Source organism: Virgibacillus dokdonensis, from assembly GCF_900166595.1.
Classification (GTDB): Bacteria; Bacillota; Bacilli; order Bacillales; family Amphibacillaceae; genus Virgibacillus; species Virgibacillus dokdonensis.
In genome coordinates this window covers 2,876,886-2,900,617 of sequence record NZ_LT745763.1, presented here as the reverse complement: position 1 = coordinate 2,900,617, position 23,732 = coordinate 2,876,886, and the positions used below count along the sequence as shown (strand labels likewise).

Genomic DNA, 23,732 nt, shown 5'->3' with positions numbered 1-23,732 from the left:
TAACAAGGAGGAATATTATGTCAAAACGTATTAAGGGCATCACAATACAATTAGATGGTGAAACGAAAGGACTGGACAAGGCGCTTAAAGACGTAAATAAGCGTAGTAGCGAATTGAATAGTGAATTAAGGGAAGTGGAACGAGGTTTAAGGTTTAATCCTAAAAGCACCACTCTATTAGCGCAAAAACAGGAAATACTCACTCAACAAGTAGAAAACACAAGTGATAAACTTGGTCAATTACGTAAAGCTCAGCAACAAGTTGAAAAACAATTCAAAAGTGGGGGTATAGGGGAAGATGCTTACAGAGCATTTCAAAGGGAAGTTATTAAAACAGAGAGCCAACTAGATGGATTTAAAAAGAAGTTAGCTTCTGTTGATGATGGTAAAGAATTAGATAACCTGCAAAAAGATATGAAAGGCGTTAAAGATGAAGCAGGAAAAACCGAAAAAGCCATAGATGGCGTTGAATCAGCTTTAGGTGGTTTAGCGGCAGGAGTTGGTGCAGGAACAGCTATACAACAGGCGCTCGATACATCATCCTTAGATACAAAAATTGATGTTACTTTTGATGTACCAGAAAAATCAAAAGAAGCGGTAAGAGGGGCAATAAATGAAGTCACTACTTATGGAATTGATGCAGAAGAAGCTTTAGAAGGTGTTCGCAGGCAATGGGCTTTAAACGCAAATGCAACTGATGAAGTTAATTCAAAAGTGGCTAAAGGCGCTTCTGTTATCGCTAGTAACTATTCTGGTATTGATTTCACAGAATTAATACAAGAAACAAATGAGATAGGCGCAGCACTAGGGATAGGTAATGAAGAAGCTTTAGCATTAACTAACTCATTACTGAAAGCTAACTTCCCTCCAGAACAATTAGATATTATAGCTGAGTATGGTACTCAATTATCTATGGCTGGTTACAACGCCGAAGAAATACAAACCATATTCGCTTCTGGCGTTGATACGAAATCTTGGAATATAGATAATCTTTTAGATGGATTAGGAGAAGGGAGAAAACTTCTTTCTGAATTTGGTGATGAAGTACCTAAATCTGTAGAGAAACTAATAGAAGGAACTGATATTTCATCTGAACAACTACAGCAGTGGGGTAAAGATGTAGCGAAAGGCGGAGAAACAGGAAAGCAGGCAATGTCTGATGTAGCAAAGGCTTTGGTTGGCGTTGATGATGAAACAAAAAGAAGTCAACTAGGTGTAGCTATTTTCGGAACAATGTACGAAGATCAAGGGAAAGCTATTACAGATGTATTGATAAATGCGAAAAAAGATACTTTTGATCTAAAAGAAGGAACGGAAGGATTTACAGATGCAGTAGAAGAAGCCGACGAAGATCCATTAAAAAGAATCAGAGAAGCTTTTGTTTCTATAAAAGAAACACTCAAACCTTTATTAGATGATATTGCTGATGTAGTAGGAACGTTCGCAGATTGGGCAAAAGAAAATTCTGCTCTGGTATCTACTTTGGCTGTTATTGGTTCTGTGATAACCGTTGTGCTTGGTGCATTAATGGCGTTAGCACCTATCATATTTTCTGTAACAAAAATACTTGGTGTATTGAAAGTTGTAGGTTCTGCTGTAGCCACAGCGATTGGAGCTATATCTGCACCTATATGGGGAACTATAGCAGCTATTGCAGGTTTGATAGCTGGAATTGTACTACTGTGGAAGAATTGGGATTCTGTTTCTAAGTGGATAGGGGAAACTTGGGATTGGTTAAAAGCTAAATCTGTTGAAGTTGTTACATCATTAGGTGCATTTCTCAATGAACAATGGCAAATCATGAAGAATGTAATTGTGGTTGTTTGGACAGCAATTAAAAACTTTTTTGCTGAAACGTGGAATAATATTAAAACAGTAGCAACCGTTGTATGGACAGCCTTAAAAGCATTTTTAACGGGCGTGTGGAATGGGATTAAATCAGTAGCCATGACTGTATTTAATGCTGTAAAAGCATTCTTTTCGAGCGTGTGGAATGGTATTAAGTCCGTTACATCAACCGTATGGAATGCTATTAAATCATTTGTGACAGGGTTATGGAATGGTATTAAGTCAACTGCAAGTGGGATTTTTAATGGTATTAAAGACGTCATATCTGGTATATGGAACAGGCTTAAAAGTATCACATCAAACATGTGGAATAGAATAAAAGGCATTGTCACGGGTATATGGGATGGTTTGAAAGGAACCGTATCAAGAGTGTTTAACAGCATTAAAGATACCATCACAGGCGTATGGGATAGTGTTAAAAGCTCAACCGATGATATATGGGATGGCATAACGGGTAGTGTAAAAGGTGCTGTTAATGGTGTTATAGGTGCTATAAATGGAATGATTAACGCTTTAAATGGGTTAGATATAAAACTACCTAAAATTCCCGATTGGGTTCCCGGGCTTGGGGGTAAAGGCGGGCAATCAATTGGGTTTCCTAACATCCCTAACATTCCTAAGTTAAACGTAGGTACAAACTACGTAGCTAAAGACGGGTTGGCGTACTTACACGAAGGTGAAGCTGTAGTACCTAAGAAATATAATCCTGCGGCTAATGGTGGCGAATCTATTGACTACGATAAAATGGCTATGGCTATGGTTAAGGCTATGAGACATTTAAGCTTTGAAGTAGATGGTAGACAACTAGGTTATATCGCAGAGCCTTATGTGACAGAAAAGCAAAGACGTAATAAGAAGGTGAGGGATAGTTTTAGGTAATATTCCTATTTCAGAGGCTTGATTTATTTCAAGTCTTTCTTTTTTTACACCAGGTTGCCGAATTTTCGGCAACCCTCAGTTTGTATTGCTAAAAATAAGCAAAAAAATCCCTGAAGGGTATCTTCAAATTTGAGGGATCTGTTATAGTGAATGTAATAGGTATTGCTTGATGATTAAGAAAAGAATACTATCCGTTTAGCAGATAGAAATAAATGTGCCATCATCACTTAAAGTATAGGGAGCCCTAACTTAGGTCGTCCTAATTGGAATTACCTACCCACAAAAGGTGGGTACTTGCTATACCATGCGTGATTTTTTACTACAGAAGGAGCCTATCCAAAATTGGACAAGGGTACTAGTAGAGTAATCTGCAACTAGGGACAATTTGTCCTCTACTCAAGTTTTTTCTAATAAAGGTTATTTGTTGAAGTTTTAATAATCTGAATGGTGGGCGGTAGCTAATGCGTTGGGTTATAGCGAAACAAGCGCAATGACAAGACATTTAAAAAAGAAATATCTCACATCTGTCAAATTGACGGGTATGAATCAAAAGTTTTTTTCTAAGTGACTTCGGTATCTATAAAGTAATATTTAGATCGCAACGTTCAGAAGGCGTGATGATTAAAAAAAGCCAATATCCGTTTAACGGATAACAGGCCTAATAATGGCTTTAAACAAGCAAAATTTTTCAGCTATAAGTGATTTCGGCATCTATGATGCCATCAACGAGTGGTTCGGAATTAAATAAAAACAAAGGAGGTGACGAACGTGAACAACGCACCAGAGCATGTTCAAGAGAAAATTCTAATGTTTTTTGCTTTACATTCAGCACCGATAATTATTAAAAGAAGAAGAAAAGAGAAGGAGGAAACAAACAAATTTATCACTAGCGGTAAAAGAAAAGCTTGAATGAAGCGAGGTTGAATTTTGGAATGGATCTTGTTATGACTATTCAACAATTAGCTAAGTCTCTTGATAGGTTATTTGTTTGATACAGAGTTAGAGAAAATAGCTAATTAAGTATAAGGAGGAAAGGTAGATGAATTCCAATCTGTATATAGCGAGAAGGGAAAGTGGGCTAAATCAAAAAGAGGTAGCAATAAAGTTGGGGGTGCATCCTCAAACATACCACGAAAAAGAACGCGGAAAAAAACAGTTCACTATTCAAGAAGGGTTATTGTTAGCAAAAATATTTAAATGCACATTAAATGACCTGTTTCCGTCAAATATGAAGGGGGAAGCGAAAAGAAGATAGAAGGAAGAGCACGAGAGGAGCGATAACCAATGAGGATAGAGGTCACCGCTTATATATCGGCGAATATAAAATGGCTGTTCCTGCTGGCTTAAATTATTAGAAAGAGCAAACTGTTGGGATAAACAACCAACAGAAGAAGTTAATCCAGATTATCACAGGACAGTCCTCGAAAAGGATGGCGAGATAATAACTTAGTGAAAAAAGGGGGTTGCTGAATTGCTTGAAAACGGTATAGTTGATTGGAATGCTATAACTGCCATATCAAATATTTCACTCTCAGTATTGACTCTTTTAGCACTTGCAGTTACATTGTATACCGTTCGTGTTAGTAATTTTCCAAAGGGAGAATTATTGTTTAGAAAAGAGAAGAGGCTATATCAAATCAGGTTTGTAAATAAGAGAAATGTACCTATTATTATTACCGAAATAGGATTTTATATAAAAATGAAAAAGGATAAGAAAATCAATGTTTTATCAAGGGATACAAAAAGAGTGAAATTAGAATGGGCTGATACTAAAGGGTTTACAAAAAGCAAAAGAGAGATTGATCTAAAATTATTTAAAGCAGGGTACTCTACTGGAGAAAAAGTTATTATCGTGCTGTTTGCAAAAACTACGACGAATAAACTTTATACTAAAAAGGTAAGACATATTGTGGGGAATACTGATATTGAATTAAGTTTAAATAAGGCAACAGAAGTCACAGGAATTGATAACTAAAAATCTTTTTGTCGATAACTTCTAATTTGTTGTTCGTTTGTTCATGGTATTGATTATTAGCCGTATTTATTTTGGCGACTTGCTCTGCAATAAAATGGATGATTTCTGGATTGTTCGTAATTTCTTGTGCTAGTTGGTTTGTCATGTACATTCCATGTTTTCTGATTGACGGAAGCACTTCATGAGTTACCCAACGTTTAAATTTCTTAGCTCTTTCTCTTATTTCTGGATTATTACCTTGCTTAGAAGCTCCAAAGATCAAAGCGTACAATCCCGATTCATTCACGAATTTCTTTCTTTGTTTTCTGCCTAGTTTGTCGATGACTCCGTGGATGGCGGAGTCATCCTCATCAACGTGATTTTTTATTGCATCATGAGGTTTTGAAAAACTTAAAGCTTTCGCCGCTTCTGTTGCCCCAAAGCTCCCGTTCTATTGAGGAATTATTAAAAACGATGGTATTAATATTATTAAAAGAAAAAGTTCTATATCGACAACAAAATTTTAACCGACTTAAAACACACCATACGTTTTTCATTTATTATATGAATTTATTAATATAAGGTTACATTTTTTTGTGGCAGTTTTGCGGCAAAAATGCTGTATCACTCAAAAATAGTATAAACTGTACCAATAAAAACGAGCACCTAAACCATTGACATAAAAGGTTTAAGCGCTCTACTGTATTAATGCTGGTGAGAGGATTCGAACCTCCGACCCCTTCATTACGAGTGAAGTGCACTACCAACTGTGCTACACCAGCAAAGGTATTACATAAAATATAATACTCCTATCATTTTTATTCATCAACCCTTTTCCTCATAGAAATAAAAATCCCAAAAGAAGGACTTTTTCGTAAATTTGGATAATATGTATGATGGGCGTTTGGGTACTAATGATTATATCGAATTATATGGGGAGTGGGGAGGAAGAACGATGGAAAGTATGAAAGCGTTAGTACATGCATTTGCTATATGCAATAATTGGATAAGCGAGTTAACCAAAGTGCCAGAAGATGACATGTTCCAAGCAATTGCGAAAGGGAAGTGGTCGACAGCAGAGATCATTAGTCATATGACTTTTTGGGATAGGTACATTCTTGAAGAAATGCTTCCAAAAATGAAGCAAGATGCTACTATTCAGAGCGTGGACTTTGAAATAATCAACACGCCAGCCTGTGCATATGCAAACATCTCATTGAGCAAAAAACGATTACGCGTGAAAAATTAGTTTTTGCTGTAAAACAGAAAACAGAAGCTGAATCTTTTGCAAACTTCACATTAAACGGCGAGAAAATGGATCAATATTCTGGTTATCCACACACATTATTTAATTATATTGCCGCATTTATTTGGCATGATAATCACCACAAACAACAAATTCATTCATTTCTGTTGCATAAAGCAGGTGGACAAATTGAGTTATCTTAAGATACTATCAGCCATATACGAAACATCGAAGCCATCCTATAGTACGAAAAAGCCTTTTGAGAAACCACCTCAAAAGGCTTTACATATTATTTCGTACATTCAAATATACGATAGGAAAGAGCTGGTACAGTTAGCGATTCTGATATGTTTGTACATTCTTTACTCACACCATTTGATTGGAGAGAAACGCTCCATTCATTTACTTGCTCGCTCGCTTCAAAAATGCAAGCATTTGATATACTAGCCTCTTTTTCACCTGCATTTAACAGGAAAATAAGACGTTTTTTCTCGTCATATTTTTCATAGGCAATCGTATTCGTCTTATCATTTGCATATAAAAAGCGAAATGAAGCGTCATTTCCGAATAAAGGCTCCGTTTTACGTAAATGAATTAGTCTCTGTACATAGGTAAACAGCTCCCAATTCTGTTTTTCCTCATCCCATTCCATACAAGCGCGGCAACCTGGGTCGTGTCCTCCGCTCATGCCGATTTCATCCCCGTAATATATACAAGGGGTTCCTGAGAAGGAAAACTGGAACAGGTAAAGCAATTTAATACGGTCGATATTTTCGTTAGCTATCGTTAAAATTCTTGGTGTATCATGACTATCTAATAAATTAAATGCCACTTCATTTACATTCCTTGGGTACATATGCAATACTTTTGTAATCGCATTTTTAAATGTAGTTGCAGCCATTGTATTTTTGGCAATGAAGTCGATGACCCCATTCGTAAACGGATAATTCATAACAGCATCAAACTGGTCGCCTTGCAGCCAAGTCATGGAATCATGCCAAATTTCACCCAATATATAAGCATCTGGCTTTGCTTCTTTAACGGTACGACGAAAATCGCGCCAGAAACTGTGATCCACTTCATTAGCTACATCTAGTCTCCAACCATCAATATCAAATTCCTCTATCCAGTAACGCGCAACTTTTAATAGATAGTCTTTTACTTCCTGATTTTCCGTATTTAGTTTAGGCATCGATGCGACAAATCCAAATGTGTCGTAGTTTGGTTGTGGCTCTGTAACGACAGGGAAATTCCAAATATGAAACCAATCCTTGTACTTGGAATGCTCTTGGTTTTTCAATACATCCTGAAACGGTGGAAAGTAATAGCCACTATGATTAAATACGGCATCAAGCATTACTTTAATCCCTCGATCGTGGCAAGCTTCCACTAGCTTTTTAAACGTTTGTTTATCACCAAACTGCGGATCAATCTCCATATAATCTATCGTGTCATACTTGTGATTAGAATCCGCTTTAAAAATTGGCGTAAAATAAATGCCTGTTATTCCTAAACTTTCAAGGTGATCTAAATGATTCATAACTCCTTGAAAGTCCCCGCCAAAAAAGTTTGTTGTTGAAGGATCGGTAGACCCCCAAGGTAAAGCGCCTTCAGGATTTAGATTTTTATCCCCGTTTGCAAATCGTTCGGGGAAAATTTGATACCAAATCGTATCTCTCACCCATTCTGGTGCTTGAAATACATCGGCTGCATTTAAAAATGGAAAGCAGAAATAGTTAGCGATACCTTTTGGAGGGTTGTCAAAAATGCCACTTTCCCCATAAAAGCACGTTTCTGATTCATCACTGCAAATAAAAGCATAGCGTAATCGTTTATATGGTGGGCGAATGGCAATAAACCAATAATCATGGAAATCTGTAGAACCTGTTTTAACCATTGAATTCGTTTCACTTTGCCACTCGTCATTTTTCCAATTGTATGGGTCACCAAATATAAGCTGTACTGTTTTCATATCGTCTTTTTTTGTTTGTAGAACAATGTGTAGTGTTTCTTTGTCGTAGGCATAAGCGAAGTTATTTTTAGGCCTATGATAGATTGCTTCTTTCCTCATTTTTATTACCTCCTTAATTAAAACGTTTGCGCTAAAATTGTTTTAAAATTCCTTTGTTACTAGAGTCAGAAACCACCACAGCTCGCATAGAGCGCGAGCCACCTTCCATTAAAGTGAGTTAAATATTTATTCCTGCCAATCTACTTTAATTGTATCGGTCCCTTGTTTTGGTGTAGTATATGTGTGATTTTTTCCACTTTCCCATATTACAGTACCTGTATGATCTTTTTTTATAAATTTAAATTCAATTTTTTTATTAGCAGGGACACTTACCTCATAATACCATTTAGGATACTTATACTGAACTTGATTGAACATAGGACCAATGGCTTCCTCGGTTTTCCAATTGCCAAGTTCACTTATATTACCGGTTAGATAAATATTATCTCCCGTTCTTGTATAGGCGTCATTAACTACAAATTGAATACTTACTTGTTTTCCGTTTAAAACTTCAAAATCTTGATAGGTATTGCTTTCTATTTTTTGAGATGTTTTAAGTGAAATATCATATTTTCCGCCAGACATCTTCGGTATTTGGAATTTTATTTTTGAATCATCCCAGCTTATTATTTTTGCCTTTTCATCCCCTATTTTTAGGGTACCTCTTTCCTTTCCAAACCCTTCTCCAGAAACTGTAACCGTATTTCCATATTGTCCTTCCATAGGACCAACATGTCCTATTAAGGGTGATTCAGATTTTTGAGTACATTCCCAAACAGATACTGAATTTGGTTCGATATCAAAATTATCCGCATCTCCATTATCTTGAACAACCAAATCTACTCCAGCTAAGTTACTGTTTAGTATGTCTCGATATTTTCCTTTTGGAAAGGATGTTTTAAGATTAGAAATTGTATACGTTTTATCTGATTTATTTACAGCGGTTATCACAACGTTGTTACCAAATTTTCTTTCAAATATATATACGTCTGAATTTATCCATCTTTGTTTTGTACGTCCGTAGCCAAGAGCTGGATTTGTTTTTCTTAAGTTTGATAGCTTTTGGATGACTTTATATGCTTTCGTAGTTTTATCAAACTTTGTCATTGGTTTTCTGTTTTCAGGGTCTTTGTCTCCAGTTAAATATTGTTCCGTACCATAATAGATAGTAGGTACGCCTCTAGAAGTTAATAATACTGCTAATGCAATATCTGTAGATGTTTTTGAAGACTTTTCAGATGTAAATCTAGCCATATCATGGTTATCAATAAATGTTACTTGATCATTTACTTCATTGTAATTATTTTTTGTTTGTTTTATCATCTCATGAAATTGATGCCAATTACTTGTACCATCCTTTAAAACAGAACGAATAGTTTGTCCATATCTAAAATCCAATAAGCTCATACCACTATCATTAGCAAAATGGTGGTTTTTTGGATCAATTTCTCCTTTACCCAAAAACCATTCTCCAAAAGTGAATACAGGCTTATGTGTATAAATCTCATTCATTAGTGATTTCTGCCATCCTTGAGGCATATGTTTTACTGCATCTACTCTGATACCATCAATGCCTTTATCTAGCCATAACTTAATGGAATCTTTTAAATAGTTGTCCATTTTGGCGCTATTTAAATTATAATCAGCTAAGTCATATAGGTTTCGATAAATACTATCTTCGTAACTTGAAAAATCAGTTCCTCCATTATGGTTAAAAATATTTTCAGGGTCATTGGAATAACTACCTAATAATGAGCCGTCATCAAATACTGCTCCGTTTTCAGCATAATTTGGATCTGACTCTAAAGCTGGAGAAGAGTGGTTAGGTGTAAAATCCATTATTACTTTAATATTATTTTGGTGTGCAGTATTGATTAAAAGATCAAAATCAGAAAAATCTCCGTAATAAGGGTTTGTTCGTTTATAATCTTTAGCCCAATAACCATGGTATGATGTATAGCCATTTGGATGCAAAGCATGTATATTTTCAACTGGTTGAGAAATCCAAATAGCTGTAATGCCTAAGTCTGTTAAATAACCGTCATTAATTTTGTCTATAATTCCTTGCCAATCCCCTCCACAATACTTATGAAGGTTTTGGCAGTCCGCGCTGTATATATCACTTGGTGGGTTGTTATTTTTATCGCCGTCCCAAAAGCGGTCTGTTACAATTTGGTAAATAACATCTTTAGAGTAATTAATTGTGCTCATTTCATTTTGATCAGCTGAAACGAGGTTGGGTGTGGCGAAAAAAATAAAAATAATTAATGCAAGCGATTTCCAAATATTTTTCATTCATACATCCTCCTTATAATTTTGTGAGAAGTTAGCAACAATTACCCTCCCTTCAAAAAAACAACCCCGACTTCATCAAAAGTCGGGGTTGTTTGATAAACAAAAGCATTGCCCTCAAATTATGCTGTCTAACATAGTATATAAATTAATTATTAAACGCTTAATTTAAAATGTCAATCTAAAAGTGAAGGATTAATAAAAAATTCAGTTACCCTTCATCAAAACGTTTGCGCTAATATAATGAGAATAAAGTGTAATTCGTTGCAAACGTAACCATACTATACTTAATAAAGAAAACAATTTATATTTAATATTGCATTTTACTTAAATTGATGTATAATAAAAATACAATATAGCGCAAACGTTTTCACAAAATGTGCTGATTGTGAATAACTTCATTTTTAGGAGGGTCAAATATGAAAAAAGGTTTTATGTATTTACTTGCAATGTTTTTACTTATTGGCTTTTTAGCAGCTTGTGGGCCTGATGATAGTAAAAAATCAGGTGAAAAAGAAGATGCCAAAACTACTGATGAAATGCCAGAAAAACCAGAAACTTTAACGCTGTGGGTAAATGATGAAGAAAAACAAAGAGAAGCCTTAGAAAAAATGACCAAAAAGTACACAGAAGAAACAGGGATTAAAGTTGAAATGATTCCAGTTAGTATGTTAGAACAAATTGAAAAATTGGATGTAGAGGGTCCTGCAGGTAATGGACCAGACGTTATTTACCAACCTCATGATAGAATAGGCGACTTAGTCCTTAGAGGATTGGTAGAGCCAATTGATCTTGGAGAAAAAGAAGAAGAATATACAGAGAATGCTTTGAAAGCTGTGCAATATGAGGAAGAGTATTGGGGTTATCCAGCTGTTTCGGAAACTTATGCTCTGTTTTATAACAAGTCTCGTGTAAAAGAAGAACCGAAAGAAATGAAACAGATTATGGAAATTGCTGAAAAGGATACTAATCCTGCAAGAGATGAATATGGATTTTTGTTAGAAGCAGCGAATTTGTATTTTGTATATCCATTCTTTTCAGGAAATGGAGCTTACGTTTTCGGAAATGAAAATGGGAAATACGATACAACGGATATCGGTTTAAATAATGAAGGCGCTATCAAAGGTGGAGAATTAGTACAAGAATGGTACGAAAAAGAATATATTCCACAAGATCTAACTCCTGATATATTGAATGGTTTATTTAAAGAAGGTAAGGTTTCCGCAGTTATCAATGGACCGTGGATGGTTCGAGAATATGAGGAAGATTTAGGAGAAGATTTAGGTGCAGCTCCAATTCCTGTTTTAGATAACCGGGAACACCCTAAATCATTTGTAGGTATTAAGTCATATATGCTTTCTTATTATTCAGAAAACAAAGAGTGGGCTCAAGATTTAATGGCTTATTTGACTAATTTTGAGAGTTCTTTACTTTATTACGATATTGCCGGAGAACTACCTGCGCGTAAAGATGCCATGGAAGACCCGGAAATTGTTGAAAATCCTCTTTACTCAGCATTTGCTGAACAGACTAAATATGGAGAGCCTATGCCTAGTGTACCGGCTATGCAGCAAGTATGGGAACCGTTTAATGATGCTTTAAACTTTATTTCTAAAGGTGAACCTGTAGAGGAAGTTTTAAATGAGGCAGTAGAGTCTATTAAACAAAAAATAGAGTCTACTGGCGCTAATTAAAATATGATTGCGGTATAGAGAGACTATACCGCAATCGCTTACGATAAATTTTGTCACAGTATGTTTCAAGAGGAGGAGAAACGGGATGGCTGAAGAAAAGATGGTATCTAAAACCCGAAAAATACAACCTCGTACACTAGCAGTAATCTTATCTATTATACCTGGTTTAGGACAAATGTATAATCGACGTTTTTTAAAAGGTTTTATATTTTTAATTATTTCAACTGCATTTTTAATTACAACTTGGGATTATATAGATATAGGTATTTGGGGGCTTTTTACACTTGGTACGATACCTAGGGAACACCATTCTATTCAATTACTTATTCAAGGTTTAATTTCATTAATTGTATTAGCATTCGGTATTGGAATATACATCTATAATTTTATGGATGCTCGTTCTGACGCCATAGCAAGAGAAGCAAATCGACCTAAACCAACCTTGTTACAGGGTGTAAAAGGGTTTTATAACAACGGTTTCCCTTATTTCATGATAATGCCGGGGTTAATTATGTTGTTATTTATTGTTGTAGTACCTTTACTATTTATGTTTGCGTTAGCATTTACAAACTACAATCAATATAATGCCCCTCCCCGAAAACTGTTGGATTGGGTGGGTTTTACTAATTTTGTTGATTTAGTTCATATTGATATTTGGAAAGATACATTTTTTAGTGTTTTTAGTTGGACGATAGTATGGACGGTTGTTGCCACTACATTGCAGATTGCTTTAGGGTTAATATTAGCATTGTTAGTAAACGATACACGAATAAAATTTAAACGGGCAATACGGACGATACTAATTCTTCCTTGGGCGGTTCCGGCGTTTGTCTCTATCTTAATTTTCTCGGCCTTATTTAATCCTACTTTTGGAGCCATTAATCGTGATATTCTAAGCCAGTTTAATGTTATGTTGCCTTGGTTATCTGATCCATTTTGGACAAAGGTTGCTTTAATTATGATTCAAACGTGGCTAGGTTTTCCGTTTGTGTTTGCTTTATTTACAGGTGTATTGCAAAGCGTTCCTCGAGATATGTACGAAGCAGCAGATGTGGATGGTGGTACAAGATGGCAAAAATTACGACACATTACATTACCGCATATTTTATTTGCAACTGCGCCATTGTTAATTATGCAATATGCAGGAAACTTTAATAACTTTAATATTATTTACTTATTTAATGAAGGTAACCCAGCAGTTCGTGGTCAAAACGCTGGGGGAACAGATATACTAATATCCTGGGTGTATAAACTAACATTTGAATCTAATAACTACAATATGGCTGCTGCAATCACGATAATTATGGGGTTAGTTGTTTCTATATTTGCCTTTTATCAGTTTAGAAAAACGGCTTCGTTTAAAGAGGAGGGGCGTTACTAATGGCTATGTCGCGTAAGAAAAAATCAAAAATAGAAGTAACGTTTATCTATATTTTTTTATTTGTTATGTTTGTTTTAATCGCATACCCACTGTTTTGGGCATTTATGATGAGCTTAAATCCGGGTTCTAACATGATGGTTACAGAGCTAATACCAAAAAACCCAACGTTAGAACATTATAAATGGTTGTTTACTGATCCAAATAGTGATTATGTCATCTGGTATAAAAATAGCCTTTATGTTGCCGTTGTCAATTCTGTCGGTTCGGTTATCATTACATCGTTAATTGCATACGCATTTTCACGATACAAATTTGTTGGTAGAAAATACGGATTGTACATGTTTTTACTATTACAAATGTTTCCTGCTTTAATGGGTATGGTTGCTTTGTACATTCTATTAAATACAATTGGCTTAACCGATTCTCTTTATGGTTTAATGTTAATCTATTTAGGTGGGCAAATTCCTTTCAACGCATGGTTGGTGAAAGGGTACTTTGATACGATACCTAAAGAACTGGACGAAGCGGCAAAAATAGATGGGGCAGGTCATTTAAAAATATTTTGGACGATTATGTTACCATTGGCCAAGCCTATTTTAGCCGTTGTCGCATTATTTAATTTTATGGCGCCATTTATGGACTTTTTATTGCCAAGGATTGTGCTAACAAGTCCTGAAAAATATACATTAGCACTAGGGTTATTTAATTTTATCAATGACCAATTTTCAACAAATTTCACTAGGTTTGCTGCTGGTTCCATCCTTATTGCTGTGCCAATTGCGCTTGTGTTCTTATTATTGCAACGTTACTTAATTTCTGGTTTAACCTCAGGAGCGACGAAAGGGTAGCAACATATCTTTTTTCGGTTCGAAAATCGACAGTAGGAGGTATTACCGTGCTAGAGGATACTAGTTTTGCTATTCATCCAGGAAATAATACAGAGACAGAAGCAATTCGATTCTGCGATATTGGGAATGTAATAGAGTTTAAGAGAAATTCCCAAGGCTACTCTTTTCGATGTGAAAAGGGACATGTCGTTGTTTGTTTTTATCATCCTTCCATTGTTAGGGTTGTAATGAATCCTACAGGGAAAGTTGATTTAAATGACTCGAAATCAGTGGTAGTAGAGCCAAAAAACATGCCAATTACTGAAAAGGAAATGTCGGATATCATTTTGTTACAAACAGAGGAGCTTGAAGTTGCTATACGTAAACAGCCATTTCGTGTCTCTATTCATGAAATCAACGGACGCGTTATTGTTCGAGAAAAAGAACGTGGCATGGCTTTTAGAGAAAACGGAGAAGTAATCGTATGTAAAGAGAAATTCACTACAGATCATTACTATGGATTCGGAGAAAAAAGTGGTTTTTTAGATAAACGCGGAGAAAAATATGAGATGTGGAATAGTGATGTATATGCACCGCATAATCCAGAAACAGATCCCTTGTACCAATCTATTCCTTTCTTTATGACACTACGCCAAGGAAAAGCACATGGTATCTTTTTTGATAATACATTTAGAACGACCTTTGATATGAAAAGCTATAATAATATGTATACCTTTCGTGCAGAAGGGGGACAAGTCGATTATTATGTGATGGCAGGGCCCACTCCAAAAGAAGTTTTAGAACAATATACTTTCATAACTGGAAGAATGCCTCTTCCAGCAAAGTGGGCATTAGGCTATCACCAGTCAAGGTATAGCTACGAATCGGAAGAAGAAGTTCGTGCTTTAGCGAAAAAATTTGTGGAGCGAGATATTCCTGTTGATGTCATCCATTTAGATATTCATTATATGAATGGTTATCGTGTATTTACGTTTGATAAAAATCGTTTCCCTGATCCTAAAAAATTAATAGCGGATCTTCGAGATATGGGAATTCGTGTTGTGCCAATCGTTGATCCAGGTGTGAAAAAAGATCCTGAATATACCATTTACCAAGAAGGGGTAAGAGATGACAACTTCTGTAAGTATCTTGAAGATGATATTTATATTGGAGAAGTTTGGCCAGGTAAAAGCGCCTTTCCTGACTTTACCGAGGAACGTGTAAGGAAATGGTGGGGCGATAAGCATATGTTTTACAGCGATATGGGTGTAGAAGGTGTCTGGAATGATATGAATGAGCCAGCTGTATTTAATGAAACAAAAACAATGGATACCGCTGTCATGCATCGGAATGATGGCAATCCTACAACACATCGTGCATTGCATAATGTCTACGGTTTATTAATGGGGAAAGCAACCTACGAAGGATTAAAAGAACAATTAAATGGTAAACGTCCTTTTTTGCTTACTCGTTCCGGTTACGCTGGTGTACAACGGTATGCTACAGTATGGACGGGCGATAATCGGAGCTTTTGGGAACATTTACAAATGAGTCTGCCAATGGTAATGAACTTAGGGTTATCTGGTGTTGCTTTTACTGGCCCTGATGTAGGTGGATTTGCCCATGATACAAACCCAGAACTATTGGTTCGTTGGACGCAAGTTGGCGCGTTTACACCGTTTTTCCGTAATCATTCAGCTATCGGAACGCTGTATCAAGAGCCATGGCAGTTTGGGGAAGAGTATGAAGATATTATAAGAAGATATATTAAAATGCGTTATGAATGGATGCCACAATGGTATACGTTGTTTCGTCAAGCAAGTGAACGAGGTTTGCCTGTAATGCGTCCGTTATTCATGGAGTATCCTACTGATGAGAAGACCTATAATCTAAACGATCAATTTATGGTTGGGGATAATGTGATGATCGCGCCAATTTTAGCCCCAGCAGTTACAGATCGTGCTGTATACTTTCCAGAAGGTGATTGGGTAGACTTCATTGTGGGAAAAGAATTTGAAGGGGGTAAAGTACACCTTGTTCATGCAGAACTGGATCAATTACCGATCTTTATTAAAAAAGGAACAGCAGTGTTGCAAAATCCTTATATCTCTAACAAGGAAAAACAAGGAACCGATATGACCATGCATATTTTCGCAAGCCAGAAAGATGCAACATATACATGTATGCTTTATGATGATGATGGAGAAACATTTGCTTTTGAGAATGGTACTTATCTTAAACTCGACTTAGAGATCATCTCGACAAAGGATCAAGTAGCCGTTGAAGTGAAACGCAAAGAGGGTACGTATCAGCCAAGTTATCAGGACATAAAAGTGAATGTAATTGGTCTTAGCGAAGGGCAGCATGTTATAATAAATGGAGCGAAAAGTGGAAAGCAAACAACGATAAACCTATAACATATACTAACTAATGATACAAATGATGGAGTAGAGGGTGAGATGTAAAAAATGGTAACAATAAAAGATGTAGCAAAGGCGACAGGTGTATCACCTTCTACTGTGTCTAGAGTAATTGCAGATAATCCGAGAATCAGTCTGGATACGAAAAAGAAGGTTCGAAAGGCAATGAAGGAATTAGGATATCACCCTAACGTAAATGCTAGAAATTTAGTCGCCAAGTCTACCAAAACGATTGGCGTTGTGATGCCTTCATCTGCTGATAAGTCTTTACAAAATCCGTTCTTCCCGGAAGTGTTGCGAGGTATCGGAACGGTTACCCATGATATGCAATATTCGATGATGTTATCGAGTGGTGGAACAGAAGAAGAGATGTTTGCTGAAGTAGAACGTATGGTTTATGGCAGTTATGTAGACGGAATCATTTTACTTTACTCACGTATGAATGACCGAATAACAAATTTTTTGCGTGAAAAAGATTTCCCATTTGTAATTGTAGGAAAACCGTATGATTATGTAAGTGAAATTACACATGTCGATAATGATAACTATAAAGCAGGAAAAGAGATAACAAATTATTTAATTGACCAAGGCCATGAGCATATTGCTTTTATTGGTGGTTCCAGAGATCTTATTGTAACGATGGATCGAGAAAACGGATATAAAGCGGCTTTAAATGAAGCGGAACTACCAGTTTGTGAAGCTTATTGTATTCATAGTGAATTCCTTCAATCAGGAGGGAGAGAAGCAATAGAGAAGTTGCTGCAATTAGAGCATCCGCCAACAGGAATTGTTGTAAGTGATGATTTAATGAGTCTAGGGGTGCTAAGTGCTTTGGAAAAATTAGGGTATGATGTCCCTACTGATATTTCATTGGTAAGCTTTAACAATGTATACCTATCTGAACTGACAAGTCCAGCTTTAACAACTGTTGACATTCAAATATATCAACTGGGTGTACAATCTGCGAAAGCTTTAATTGAAAAAACGCAATCGGATTTTGTCCCTGAAAAACGTATCATTATTCCACATGAAATTGTGTATCGGGATTCTGTAGGGGGAAGATAAAAATAAAAACCATGCGCCAGAATGTAGCTTTCATTTTTGACGTATGGTTTTTATCGTTTAAGAAAAACTACAGCATTCGCCATAGGACATGGTGACAAGCCAAGTTTTTTATTAAGTATTATTGAAATTGTGGTAAATATTCTTTATGTGCTTCAAGTAATTCATCAAGAATTACTTTTGCTTTTCCATCATCTGTAATTAAAGGGTTAATACATAATGCCAACAATGCTTTTTCATAAGAACCTGTTACAGCTGCTTCAATCGCAGCTAGCTCAAAAGACTTGATTTGTTGAATAAGTCCATTAATAGGAGATGGTAAAGCACCGACAGCTAAAGGGATTGGTCCTTTATTTGTTACGGTACAGTTCACTTCGACTACAGTGTTGTCAGGAAGACTGGAAATTGCTCCGTTGTTCACAACATTAAGCGTTTGGATGTCTCCTGTATTGTTATAAATAGATGAAATAAGATTACAAGCGACATTACTATAGTATGCGCCACCTCTTTCAGCAAGTTGGGGTGGTTTAATATTTAGGTCTGGATCTTTATAAAGTTCAAATAACTTACTTTCCAGCTCTTTGACTGTTTCTGCTCTTGTTTTTCCTTCTTGGTATTCTTTTTGTTCATTAGCTAAAATTTCCTTCGTCTTATAATAATAACGATGATAAGGAGAAGGTATCATATGAAGTGCTTTAATAAATTCTTCTTCCCATGGAAGAGGTGCTATATTGTTCATAGATAGTTGATTTTCAGGTTTAGCCAATAATTCAATCACTTCCGCTAATTTTGATTCCCCGTCTACAAATACATCCGTACCATAAGACATATGGTTTAAACCTGCGAATTCAATTTGAACTTTTTCTTCAGGCACGCTTAAAAGGTCTGCAATAGTAATTTTCATATTAATTGGTACATTACAAACACCAACCACTTTTTTATGTTTACTATATTTTACTAATGCTTCCGTAACGATACCTGCTGGATTTGTAAAATTAATTAACCAAGCGTTTGGACATAATTTTTGCATGTCTTCAGCAATCTCCATTAATACTGGAATGGTTCGAAGGGCTTTAAATAATCCGCCAGCACCATTTGTTTCTTGGCCAATCATTCCGTGTTTAATTGGTATCCTTTCATCTTTAATTCTTGAATCTAACAATCCGACTCGAATTTGTGTAGTTACAAAGTCCGCATTTTGTAAAGCAGTTTCTCTATCTAAAGTTAAATGTACTTCCATCGGGATGTTGGCTTTTTTAACCATTCTTCGAGCTAGGTTTCCTACAATATCAAGTTTTTCTTTGCCGTCTTCGATATCGACAAGCCAGAGCTCCTTGACTGGTAATTCGTTATACCGTTTAATAATGCCTTCCACAAATTCTGGTGTATAGCTTGATCCACCGCCAATAGTGACAAGTTTTATACCTTTAGTATCCAAAAATATCTCCTCCAAAAACAAAAATAATGAGTGCACTTGATAAAAGTCCGACAATCATTGAAAGCGCTATTCTTTTTCTGAAATAGATTCTTTCAGTAGGTTTTCCATCAATTTTAGTTAAAACGAGCATACTACCAATGGATGAAGAAATGGTACAAGCGATAAAAAAACTAGCTGTTTTAGTAATACCTAAAGTCATGAAAAGGGTGGGAAACAGCAATAACCCTAAAATGGTTATTGACATAAACACAAATACCCCTTTAAAACTAATTCTAGGGATGATGCCTTTGGATTGAATCATATTTTCACCTCATCTATAGAGTAAAAAGAAAAGAGAACACCTTCTATTCTCTTTTCTTCATTGCTGCATAGGAAAAATGAACGTCTTACGCAAGGATGAAATTGATCCCATATAGCTGCGTTCCACCTTGCACTCCAAATTCTTTCATATTATTACACTCCGATAATAATGAATGGGAGCCTAATGCTTTGGATGCCTGTCCCATTGTAATGTTATTTTCTTATTCCTCTCCTTGTTCCATAGCTATCATTTTTTTATCATATAGCTTTAAGAACGGCATATAGATTGTTACAGATATGGTAATATTTATTAGTACTAATACAACAGCTCGCCAATCACCACCAGTGGATAAGTATGCACCAATTGGAGCTGGTAATGTCCATGGTGGCATAATATATGTCGGGCTTACTAATCCTATAGATGTTGCAAAATAAGCAATAATCGCTGTAACAATTGGCGTAATAATAAACGGAATAATCAATAAGGGATTAAGAACAATTGGTGCCCCGAAAATAACTGGTTCGTTTATATTAAACAAACTAGGAACGATCGTAGCTCTACCCAAATTTTTAATGTATTTAGATCTTGCGAAAAGCAACATCGCAATAACGAGACCTAATGTAGCCCCAGAACCACCTATCCAAATAAACCATTGGTAAAAAGTTTCTGGTGCGATATGCGGAATGGTCGAAGCTCCATCTGCCACTGCTTGAGAGTTGTTAACAAGATATACTTCCCATAGTGGCCTTGCAATAGAACCTACGACAGAAACCCCATGTATACCGAATGACCAGAAGAAAGTGATGAGAAATACTGGTACTAATACACCGAATAAGCTATCGCCTGCAGTTACTAATGGAGCAACTAATTTATCGACTACATGATGTAGATTTACTCCCATTACAACGGTAATGGTTGACATTAAGATGATTACTATGGCAACGGGAATAAGTGCTTCGAATGAGCGAGAAACCGAAGATGGTACTTGCTCAGGTAATTTAATGGTAATTTGTTTTTGTTTACAAACTCTAAATATTTCTACAGCAAGAATGGATACAATAATGGTAACAAATAGTCCATGTCCACCTAAATATTGCATTGGTAGAACAAACCCTAATTCATCAAGAGCAGTTGGCGTTAGGGTTAATAGTAGAGCCGCAACAGCGATTTGCGCTCCGGATAAAGGGTCTACTTTATAGGACTTCGCTAGATTATAGCCAATACCAAATGCTATGTATAATGACATAATAAACATGGTCATTCGGTATGGAATTAAAATTTCTGCAGCATGCGCTGTTGCCCATTGTGTAATTGACCAATCCTGTGGTAATGGCGGAAAAGCAAAGATTAAAAAGAATGATCCAACAATAATAAAAGGTAATGCAGAAATAACTCCATCTCGAACAGCTAATAAATGACGTTGTTCCGATAAACGTGCCATAGGAGCGGATAGTTTATTTTCCATAAAATCTACAAATTTACTCAAGGTAATCTCTCCCCTTCGCTTTACTTGATGAGTTCATTTAGAGTTTTGTATAGTAAAGGACCACCTAATGGCGTGTAAGCTTGTGCTGGAATTGCTCCACAAGGAACTCCTGCTTCGTCCGCATGCACTTTGACTTGGTCAAAGCGGTGTTTAATTTGTGGTGCGACCATACAAACATCCCACTCTTTTTGCATTTCTTGTTCAACCTCACTTGTTCCAATAGCGTGGACTTCCATTTCATGCCCATGTTTTTTCGCTTCCGTCTTTAGCGCCTTAACTACAATTGCGCTAGACATTCCCCCAGAACATACAAATAACACTTTCATTTTATTACCTCCTCAATTTGTATAAGTCGTGAAAATGTGAAAAGGGTTTCACATACATTGATTATATAGTATGTGAAAGAAAAATTCAATATAAAAAAATAAAACTTAAAATTTTATTTTAAGTATGATATGATGTTGATAAATAGCTAAGGAGGTCTATATCATGAATGTAGAAATGGATATTTTTTCTATTATTTCCCACGGTGGTGACGCGAAAGCTACTGCCTACAAAGCTCTGGAGTTAGCTTATGAGAGCGCATTTTCCGATGCAGAAGAAAAATTGAAGGAAGCACAAGAGCAATTAACGAAAGCGCATAATACGCAAACGAAATTAATTCAAGCAGAAATAAATGATGAACCAGTGAAGATGTCATTATTAATGGTGCATGCCCAAGACCATCTAATGACATCCATTAGTGAAATATCTTTAATTGAACAGATGATAAAAATGCTACAACGAATTCATTGCTTAGAAACAAAATTATCATGATAGAGGTGATTAGATGAGAAACTTGGGGATTTCTATATACCCGAATCATTCAAGGGTGGAAGATGATTTAGCGTATATTGAATTGGCGCATAAATATGGTTTTACTCGTATTTTTACATGCCTTCTATCCATGGAAGGTGATGCTGAGAAAATTATTGAACACTTTAAACAAACCATTCAGTTCTCCAAACAACTGGGTATGGAAGTAATTTGTGATATAAATCCAAGAGTTTTTTCAGAATTAAATATTTCATATAATGATTTATCATTTTTTAATGCATTAGGTGTTGATGGTATTCGATTAGATCTTGGCTTTACTGGAAATGAAGAAGCGCAAATGACTTTTAATCCGTATGAATTAAAGATAGAAATAAACATGAGTAACGCAACGAAATACTTAGATAATATCATGAGTTATCGTCCTAATAAAGAAAAGTTAGTAGGCTGTCATAATTTTTATCCACATAGGTATTCAGGTCTTGCTTATGACTTTTTTATACAGTGTAGTAAGAAATTTAAAGATTACGGTTTAAGAACAGCAGCATTTGTATCTTCTTCCGATGCGACTTATGGACCATGGCCTATTATGGAAGGCCTTCCTACTTTGGAAATGCACCGTACATTACCTATTGAAGTACAGGCAAAACATTTATGGGCTACCAATTTAATTGACGATGTAATTATTGGCAATGCTTATGCATCTGAAGAAGAGCTAAAGAAGCTGAGTACGCTACAGCGTGAAAAAATTATTTTTTCAATAAAAGTAGAAGAAGGAATCTCTGACTTGGAGAGAAAAATTATTTTTGATGAACCACATTTCTATCGTGGGGATGTATCTGATTATTTAATTCGGTCTACTCAAAGTCGGGTCAAGTATCGAGGGCATTCTTTCCCTGTGCATCATACACCGAATATAAAGCGCGGGGATATTATTATTGAAAGTGATTTATATAAACAATATGCTGGAGAGTTACAAATTGCATTGCAAGATATGGTGAATTCAGGTAAGTCCAATGTTGTTGGCAGAATACGTGAGGAAGAGGTATTACTTCTTGATCATCTGCAGCCATGGGATAAGTTTGGCTTCGAAGAAAAATGAAAACAATTTGAGTTACATAAATTTGGTGTGGCAGCTTTTGAAAAAATTATTCACTAGCTTTACATGGACGTTAAACGAATGTAGCTCAAAATTGAAGAGAGGTTCTTTTAAATGGGTTTAGATCAAATGTCTATTAAAGAAATTATGGTTTATATGAATAAAGAAGATACGACGGTTCCTGTTTCTGTAGAAAAAGCTTTTCATCAGATTGAGCCCGTTATTCAAAAAGTAACCGAAACGATTAAGAATGGCGGAAAAATTATATATATGGGGGCAGGCACAAGTGGAAGAATGGGTGTACTAGATGCATCGGAATGTCCACCAACTTTTGGGGTTCAACCCGATCTGTTCACTGCTTTGATTGCTGGTGGGGAAAATGCGATCAGACAAGCAATTGAAAATGCAGAGGATAGTGTAGAATCGGGGGAACATGATGCGAAACAGCATCTATCATCAAAAGATTTCCTAATCGCTATTGCAGCAAGCGGTCAAACACCTTATGTTATTGGTGGAATTAAGCAAGCAAAAAAACAGCATATACCTACTGCTTGTATTGTCTGTAAGGAAAATACAAAAATAAGTCAATTAGTCGATTATCCTATTGAACTTCTTGTAGGAGAAGAAGTTATTCAAGGCTCTACTCGTTTGAAAGCAGGTACGGCTCAGAAGTTGGTTTTAAATATGATATCGACTATTTCTATGATAAAAAATGGAAAAGTATATAATAATTATATGGTTGATGTTCAAGCAACGAATCAAAAATTAAGAGATAGAGCTGTTAGTATAGTATGTGACATTGCTAATGTTACAGAACATGAAGCAAAAAAGGCTTTGCAGGAATCTGAGTTTAATTTAAAGGCAGCTATTCTTATTAGCATGTTTCAATTGAAGTCAGATGAGGCCTGTTATATTTTACAGGAAAACAGTGGTAATTTACGTGAAGCCATTATGGATATACAAAGGGAAGGGAAATAAGGGG

At 35.9% G+C, this 23,732-nt stretch carries 20 protein-coding genes, 1 tRNA gene and 1 pseudogene; 14 read left to right on the top strand and 8 right to left on the bottom strand.

The genetic code is table 11. The features are described 5' to 3' along the window. Positions 1–17 precede the first annotated feature (17 nt). From B2C77_RS15190 to B2C77_RS15180, 4 genes are all read left to right on the top strand, one after another. Positions 18–2,726 (top strand): hypothetical protein, encoded by a 2,709-nt coding sequence (locus B2C77_RS15190; protein ID WP_077705496.1) that lies wholly within the window; start codon positions 18–20, stop codon positions 2,724–2,726. A gap of 768 nt (positions 2,727–3,494) precedes the next feature. After that, the gene (locus B2C77_RS21745) at positions 3,495–3,635 is read left to right on the top strand and encodes a hypothetical protein (protein ID WP_176087341.1); all 141 of its coding nucleotides are present in this window, start codon (positions 3,495–3,497) and stop codon (positions 3,633–3,635) included. 130 nt (positions 3,636–3,765) lie between these two features. After that, on the top strand, positions 3,766–3,981 hold the full coding sequence (locus B2C77_RS15185; RefSeq protein ID WP_077705493.1) for a helix-turn-helix transcriptional regulator: 216 nt from the start codon (positions 3,766–3,768) through the stop codon (positions 3,979–3,981). Positions 3,982–4,197: 216 nt separating this feature from the next. Next, positions 4,198–4,701: a hypothetical protein gene (locus B2C77_RS15180; protein WP_077705490.1), complete on the top strand. Its 504-nt coding sequence runs from the start codon at positions 4,198–4,200 to the stop codon at positions 4,699–4,701. Here the strand turns inward: B2C77_RS15180 and B2C77_RS15175 are convergent. Both B2C77_RS15175 and B2C77_RS15170 read right to left on the bottom strand, forming a co-directional pair. Beyond that, a pseudogene (locus B2C77_RS15175) lies at positions 4,682–5,110 on the bottom strand (BRO-N domain-containing protein); the annotation flags it as partial. The gene B2C77_RS15180 and the pseudogene B2C77_RS15175 sit on opposite strands and share 20 nt — an antisense overlap. A 279-nt stretch (positions 5,111–5,389) precedes the next feature. Then, a tRNA-Thr gene (locus B2C77_RS15170) sits at positions 5,390–5,462 on the bottom strand. Between the two features lie 173 nt (positions 5,463–5,635). On the opposite strand from B2C77_RS15170, the gene B2C77_RS22140 reads away from it, so the two are divergent. Together B2C77_RS22140 and B2C77_RS22390 are read left to right on the top strand one after the other, a co-directional pair. Further along, positions 5,636–5,929 (top strand): hypothetical protein, encoded by a 294-nt coding sequence (locus B2C77_RS22140; RefSeq protein ID WP_254843982.1) that lies wholly within the window; start codon positions 5,636–5,638, stop codon positions 5,927–5,929. 65 nt (positions 5,930–5,994) lie between these two features. Further along, positions 5,995–6,129: a hypothetical protein gene (locus tag B2C77_RS22390; RefSeq protein WP_296360902.1), complete on the top strand. Its 135-nt coding sequence runs from the start codon at positions 5,995–5,997 to the stop codon at positions 6,127–6,129. 86 nt (positions 6,130–6,215) lie between these two features. On the opposite strand, the gene B2C77_RS15160 is transcribed toward B2C77_RS22390, so the two are convergent. Both B2C77_RS15160 and B2C77_RS15155 read right to left on the bottom strand, forming a co-directional pair. Beyond that, entirely contained in the window at positions 6,216–7,997 is a 1,782-nt protein-coding gene (locus B2C77_RS15160; RefSeq protein ID WP_077705484.1) for a glycoside hydrolase family 13 protein, read from the bottom strand. Between the two features lie 126 nt (positions 7,998–8,123). Further along, positions 8,124–10,232 carry an alpha-amylase family glycosyl hydrolase gene (locus tag B2C77_RS15155; protein ID WP_077705481.1) on the bottom strand — a complete coding sequence of 703 codons (2,109 nt, stop codon included), beginning with the start codon at positions 10,230–10,232 and terminating at the stop codon, positions 8,124–8,126. 416 nt (positions 10,233–10,648) lie between these two features. Between B2C77_RS15155 and B2C77_RS15150 the strand changes: the two genes are divergently transcribed. The 5 genes from B2C77_RS15150 to B2C77_RS15130 all read left to right on the top strand — a co-directional run bounded on the left by B2C77_RS15150 (position 10,649) and on the right by B2C77_RS15130 (position 17,616). Continuing rightward, on the top strand, positions 10,649–11,923 hold the full coding sequence (locus B2C77_RS15150; protein ID WP_077705479.1) for a sugar ABC transporter substrate-binding protein: 1,275 nt from the start codon (positions 10,649–10,651) through the stop codon (positions 11,921–11,923). A gap of 100 nt (positions 11,924–12,023) precedes the next feature. Continuing rightward, complete coding sequence (locus B2C77_RS15145) at positions 12,024–13,304, top strand: carbohydrate ABC transporter permease (RefSeq protein ID WP_073007877.1); 1,281 nt, start codon at positions 12,024–12,026, stop codon at positions 13,302–13,304. 5 nt (positions 13,305–13,309) lie between these two features. Continuing rightward, positions 13,310–14,152, top strand: a complete 843-nt coding sequence (locus B2C77_RS15140; RefSeq protein WP_077706935.1) for a sugar ABC transporter permease — start codon at positions 13,310–13,312, stop codon at positions 14,150–14,152. A 47-nt stretch (positions 14,153–14,199) separates the two neighbouring features. Beyond that, on the top strand, positions 14,200–16,548 hold the full coding sequence (locus B2C77_RS15135) for a glycoside hydrolase family 31 protein (protein WP_077705476.1): 2,349 nt from the start codon (positions 14,200–14,202) through the stop codon (positions 16,546–16,548). 51 nt (positions 16,549–16,599) lie between these two features. After that, the gene (locus B2C77_RS15130) at positions 16,600–17,616 is read left to right on the top strand and encodes a LacI family DNA-binding transcriptional regulator (RefSeq protein WP_077705473.1); all 1,017 of its coding nucleotides are present in this window, start codon (positions 16,600–16,602) and stop codon (positions 17,614–17,616) included. 118 nt (positions 17,617–17,734) lie between these two features. On the opposite strand, the gene B2C77_RS15125 is transcribed toward B2C77_RS15130, so the two are convergent. The 4 genes from B2C77_RS15125 to B2C77_RS15110 form a co-directional block, all read right to left on the bottom strand. Next, the gene (locus B2C77_RS15125; protein WP_254843981.1) at positions 17,735–19,051 is read right to left on the bottom strand and encodes a 6-phospho-beta-glucosidase; all 1,317 of its coding nucleotides are present in this window, start codon (positions 19,049–19,051) and stop codon (positions 17,735–17,737) included. Then, positions 19,041–19,352 carry a hypothetical protein gene (locus B2C77_RS15120; protein WP_077705471.1) on the bottom strand — a complete coding sequence of 104 codons (312 nt, stop codon included), beginning with the start codon at positions 19,350–19,352 and terminating at the stop codon, positions 19,041–19,043. Before B2C77_RS15120 ends, B2C77_RS15125 begins: the two co-directional genes overlap by 11 nt. A 220-nt stretch (positions 19,353–19,572) precedes the next feature. Next, positions 19,573–20,838 (bottom strand): PTS sugar transporter subunit IIC, encoded by a 1,266-nt coding sequence (locus B2C77_RS15115; protein ID WP_077705469.1) that lies wholly within the window; start codon positions 20,836–20,838, stop codon positions 19,573–19,575. 20 nt (positions 20,839–20,858) lie between these two features. Further along, on the bottom strand, positions 20,859–21,164 hold the full coding sequence (locus B2C77_RS15110; RefSeq protein ID WP_077705466.1) for a PTS sugar transporter subunit IIB: 306 nt from the start codon (positions 21,162–21,164) through the stop codon (positions 20,859–20,861). 163 nt (positions 21,165–21,327) lie between these two features. On the opposite strand from B2C77_RS15110, the gene B2C77_RS15105 reads away from it, so the two are divergent. The 3 genes from B2C77_RS15105 to murQ all read left to right on the top strand — a co-directional run bounded on the left by B2C77_RS15105 (position 21,328) and on the right by murQ (position 23,728). Continuing rightward, entirely contained in the window at positions 21,328–21,654 is a 327-nt protein-coding gene (locus B2C77_RS15105; RefSeq protein ID WP_073007731.1) for a PTS lactose/cellobiose transporter subunit IIA, read from the top strand. 13 nt (positions 21,655–21,667) lie between these two features. Further along, positions 21,668–22,753: a DUF871 domain-containing protein gene (locus tag B2C77_RS15100; protein WP_077705463.1), complete on the top strand. Its 1,086-nt coding sequence runs from the start codon at positions 21,668–21,670 to the stop codon at positions 22,751–22,753. A gap of 111 nt (positions 22,754–22,864) precedes the next feature. Continuing rightward, the gene (gene murQ / locus B2C77_RS15095; protein ID WP_077705460.1) at positions 22,865–23,728 is read left to right on the top strand and encodes an N-acetylmuramic acid 6-phosphate etherase; all 864 of its coding nucleotides are present in this window, start codon (positions 22,865–22,867) and stop codon (positions 23,726–23,728) included. Positions 23,729–23,732 lie beyond the last annotated feature (4 nt).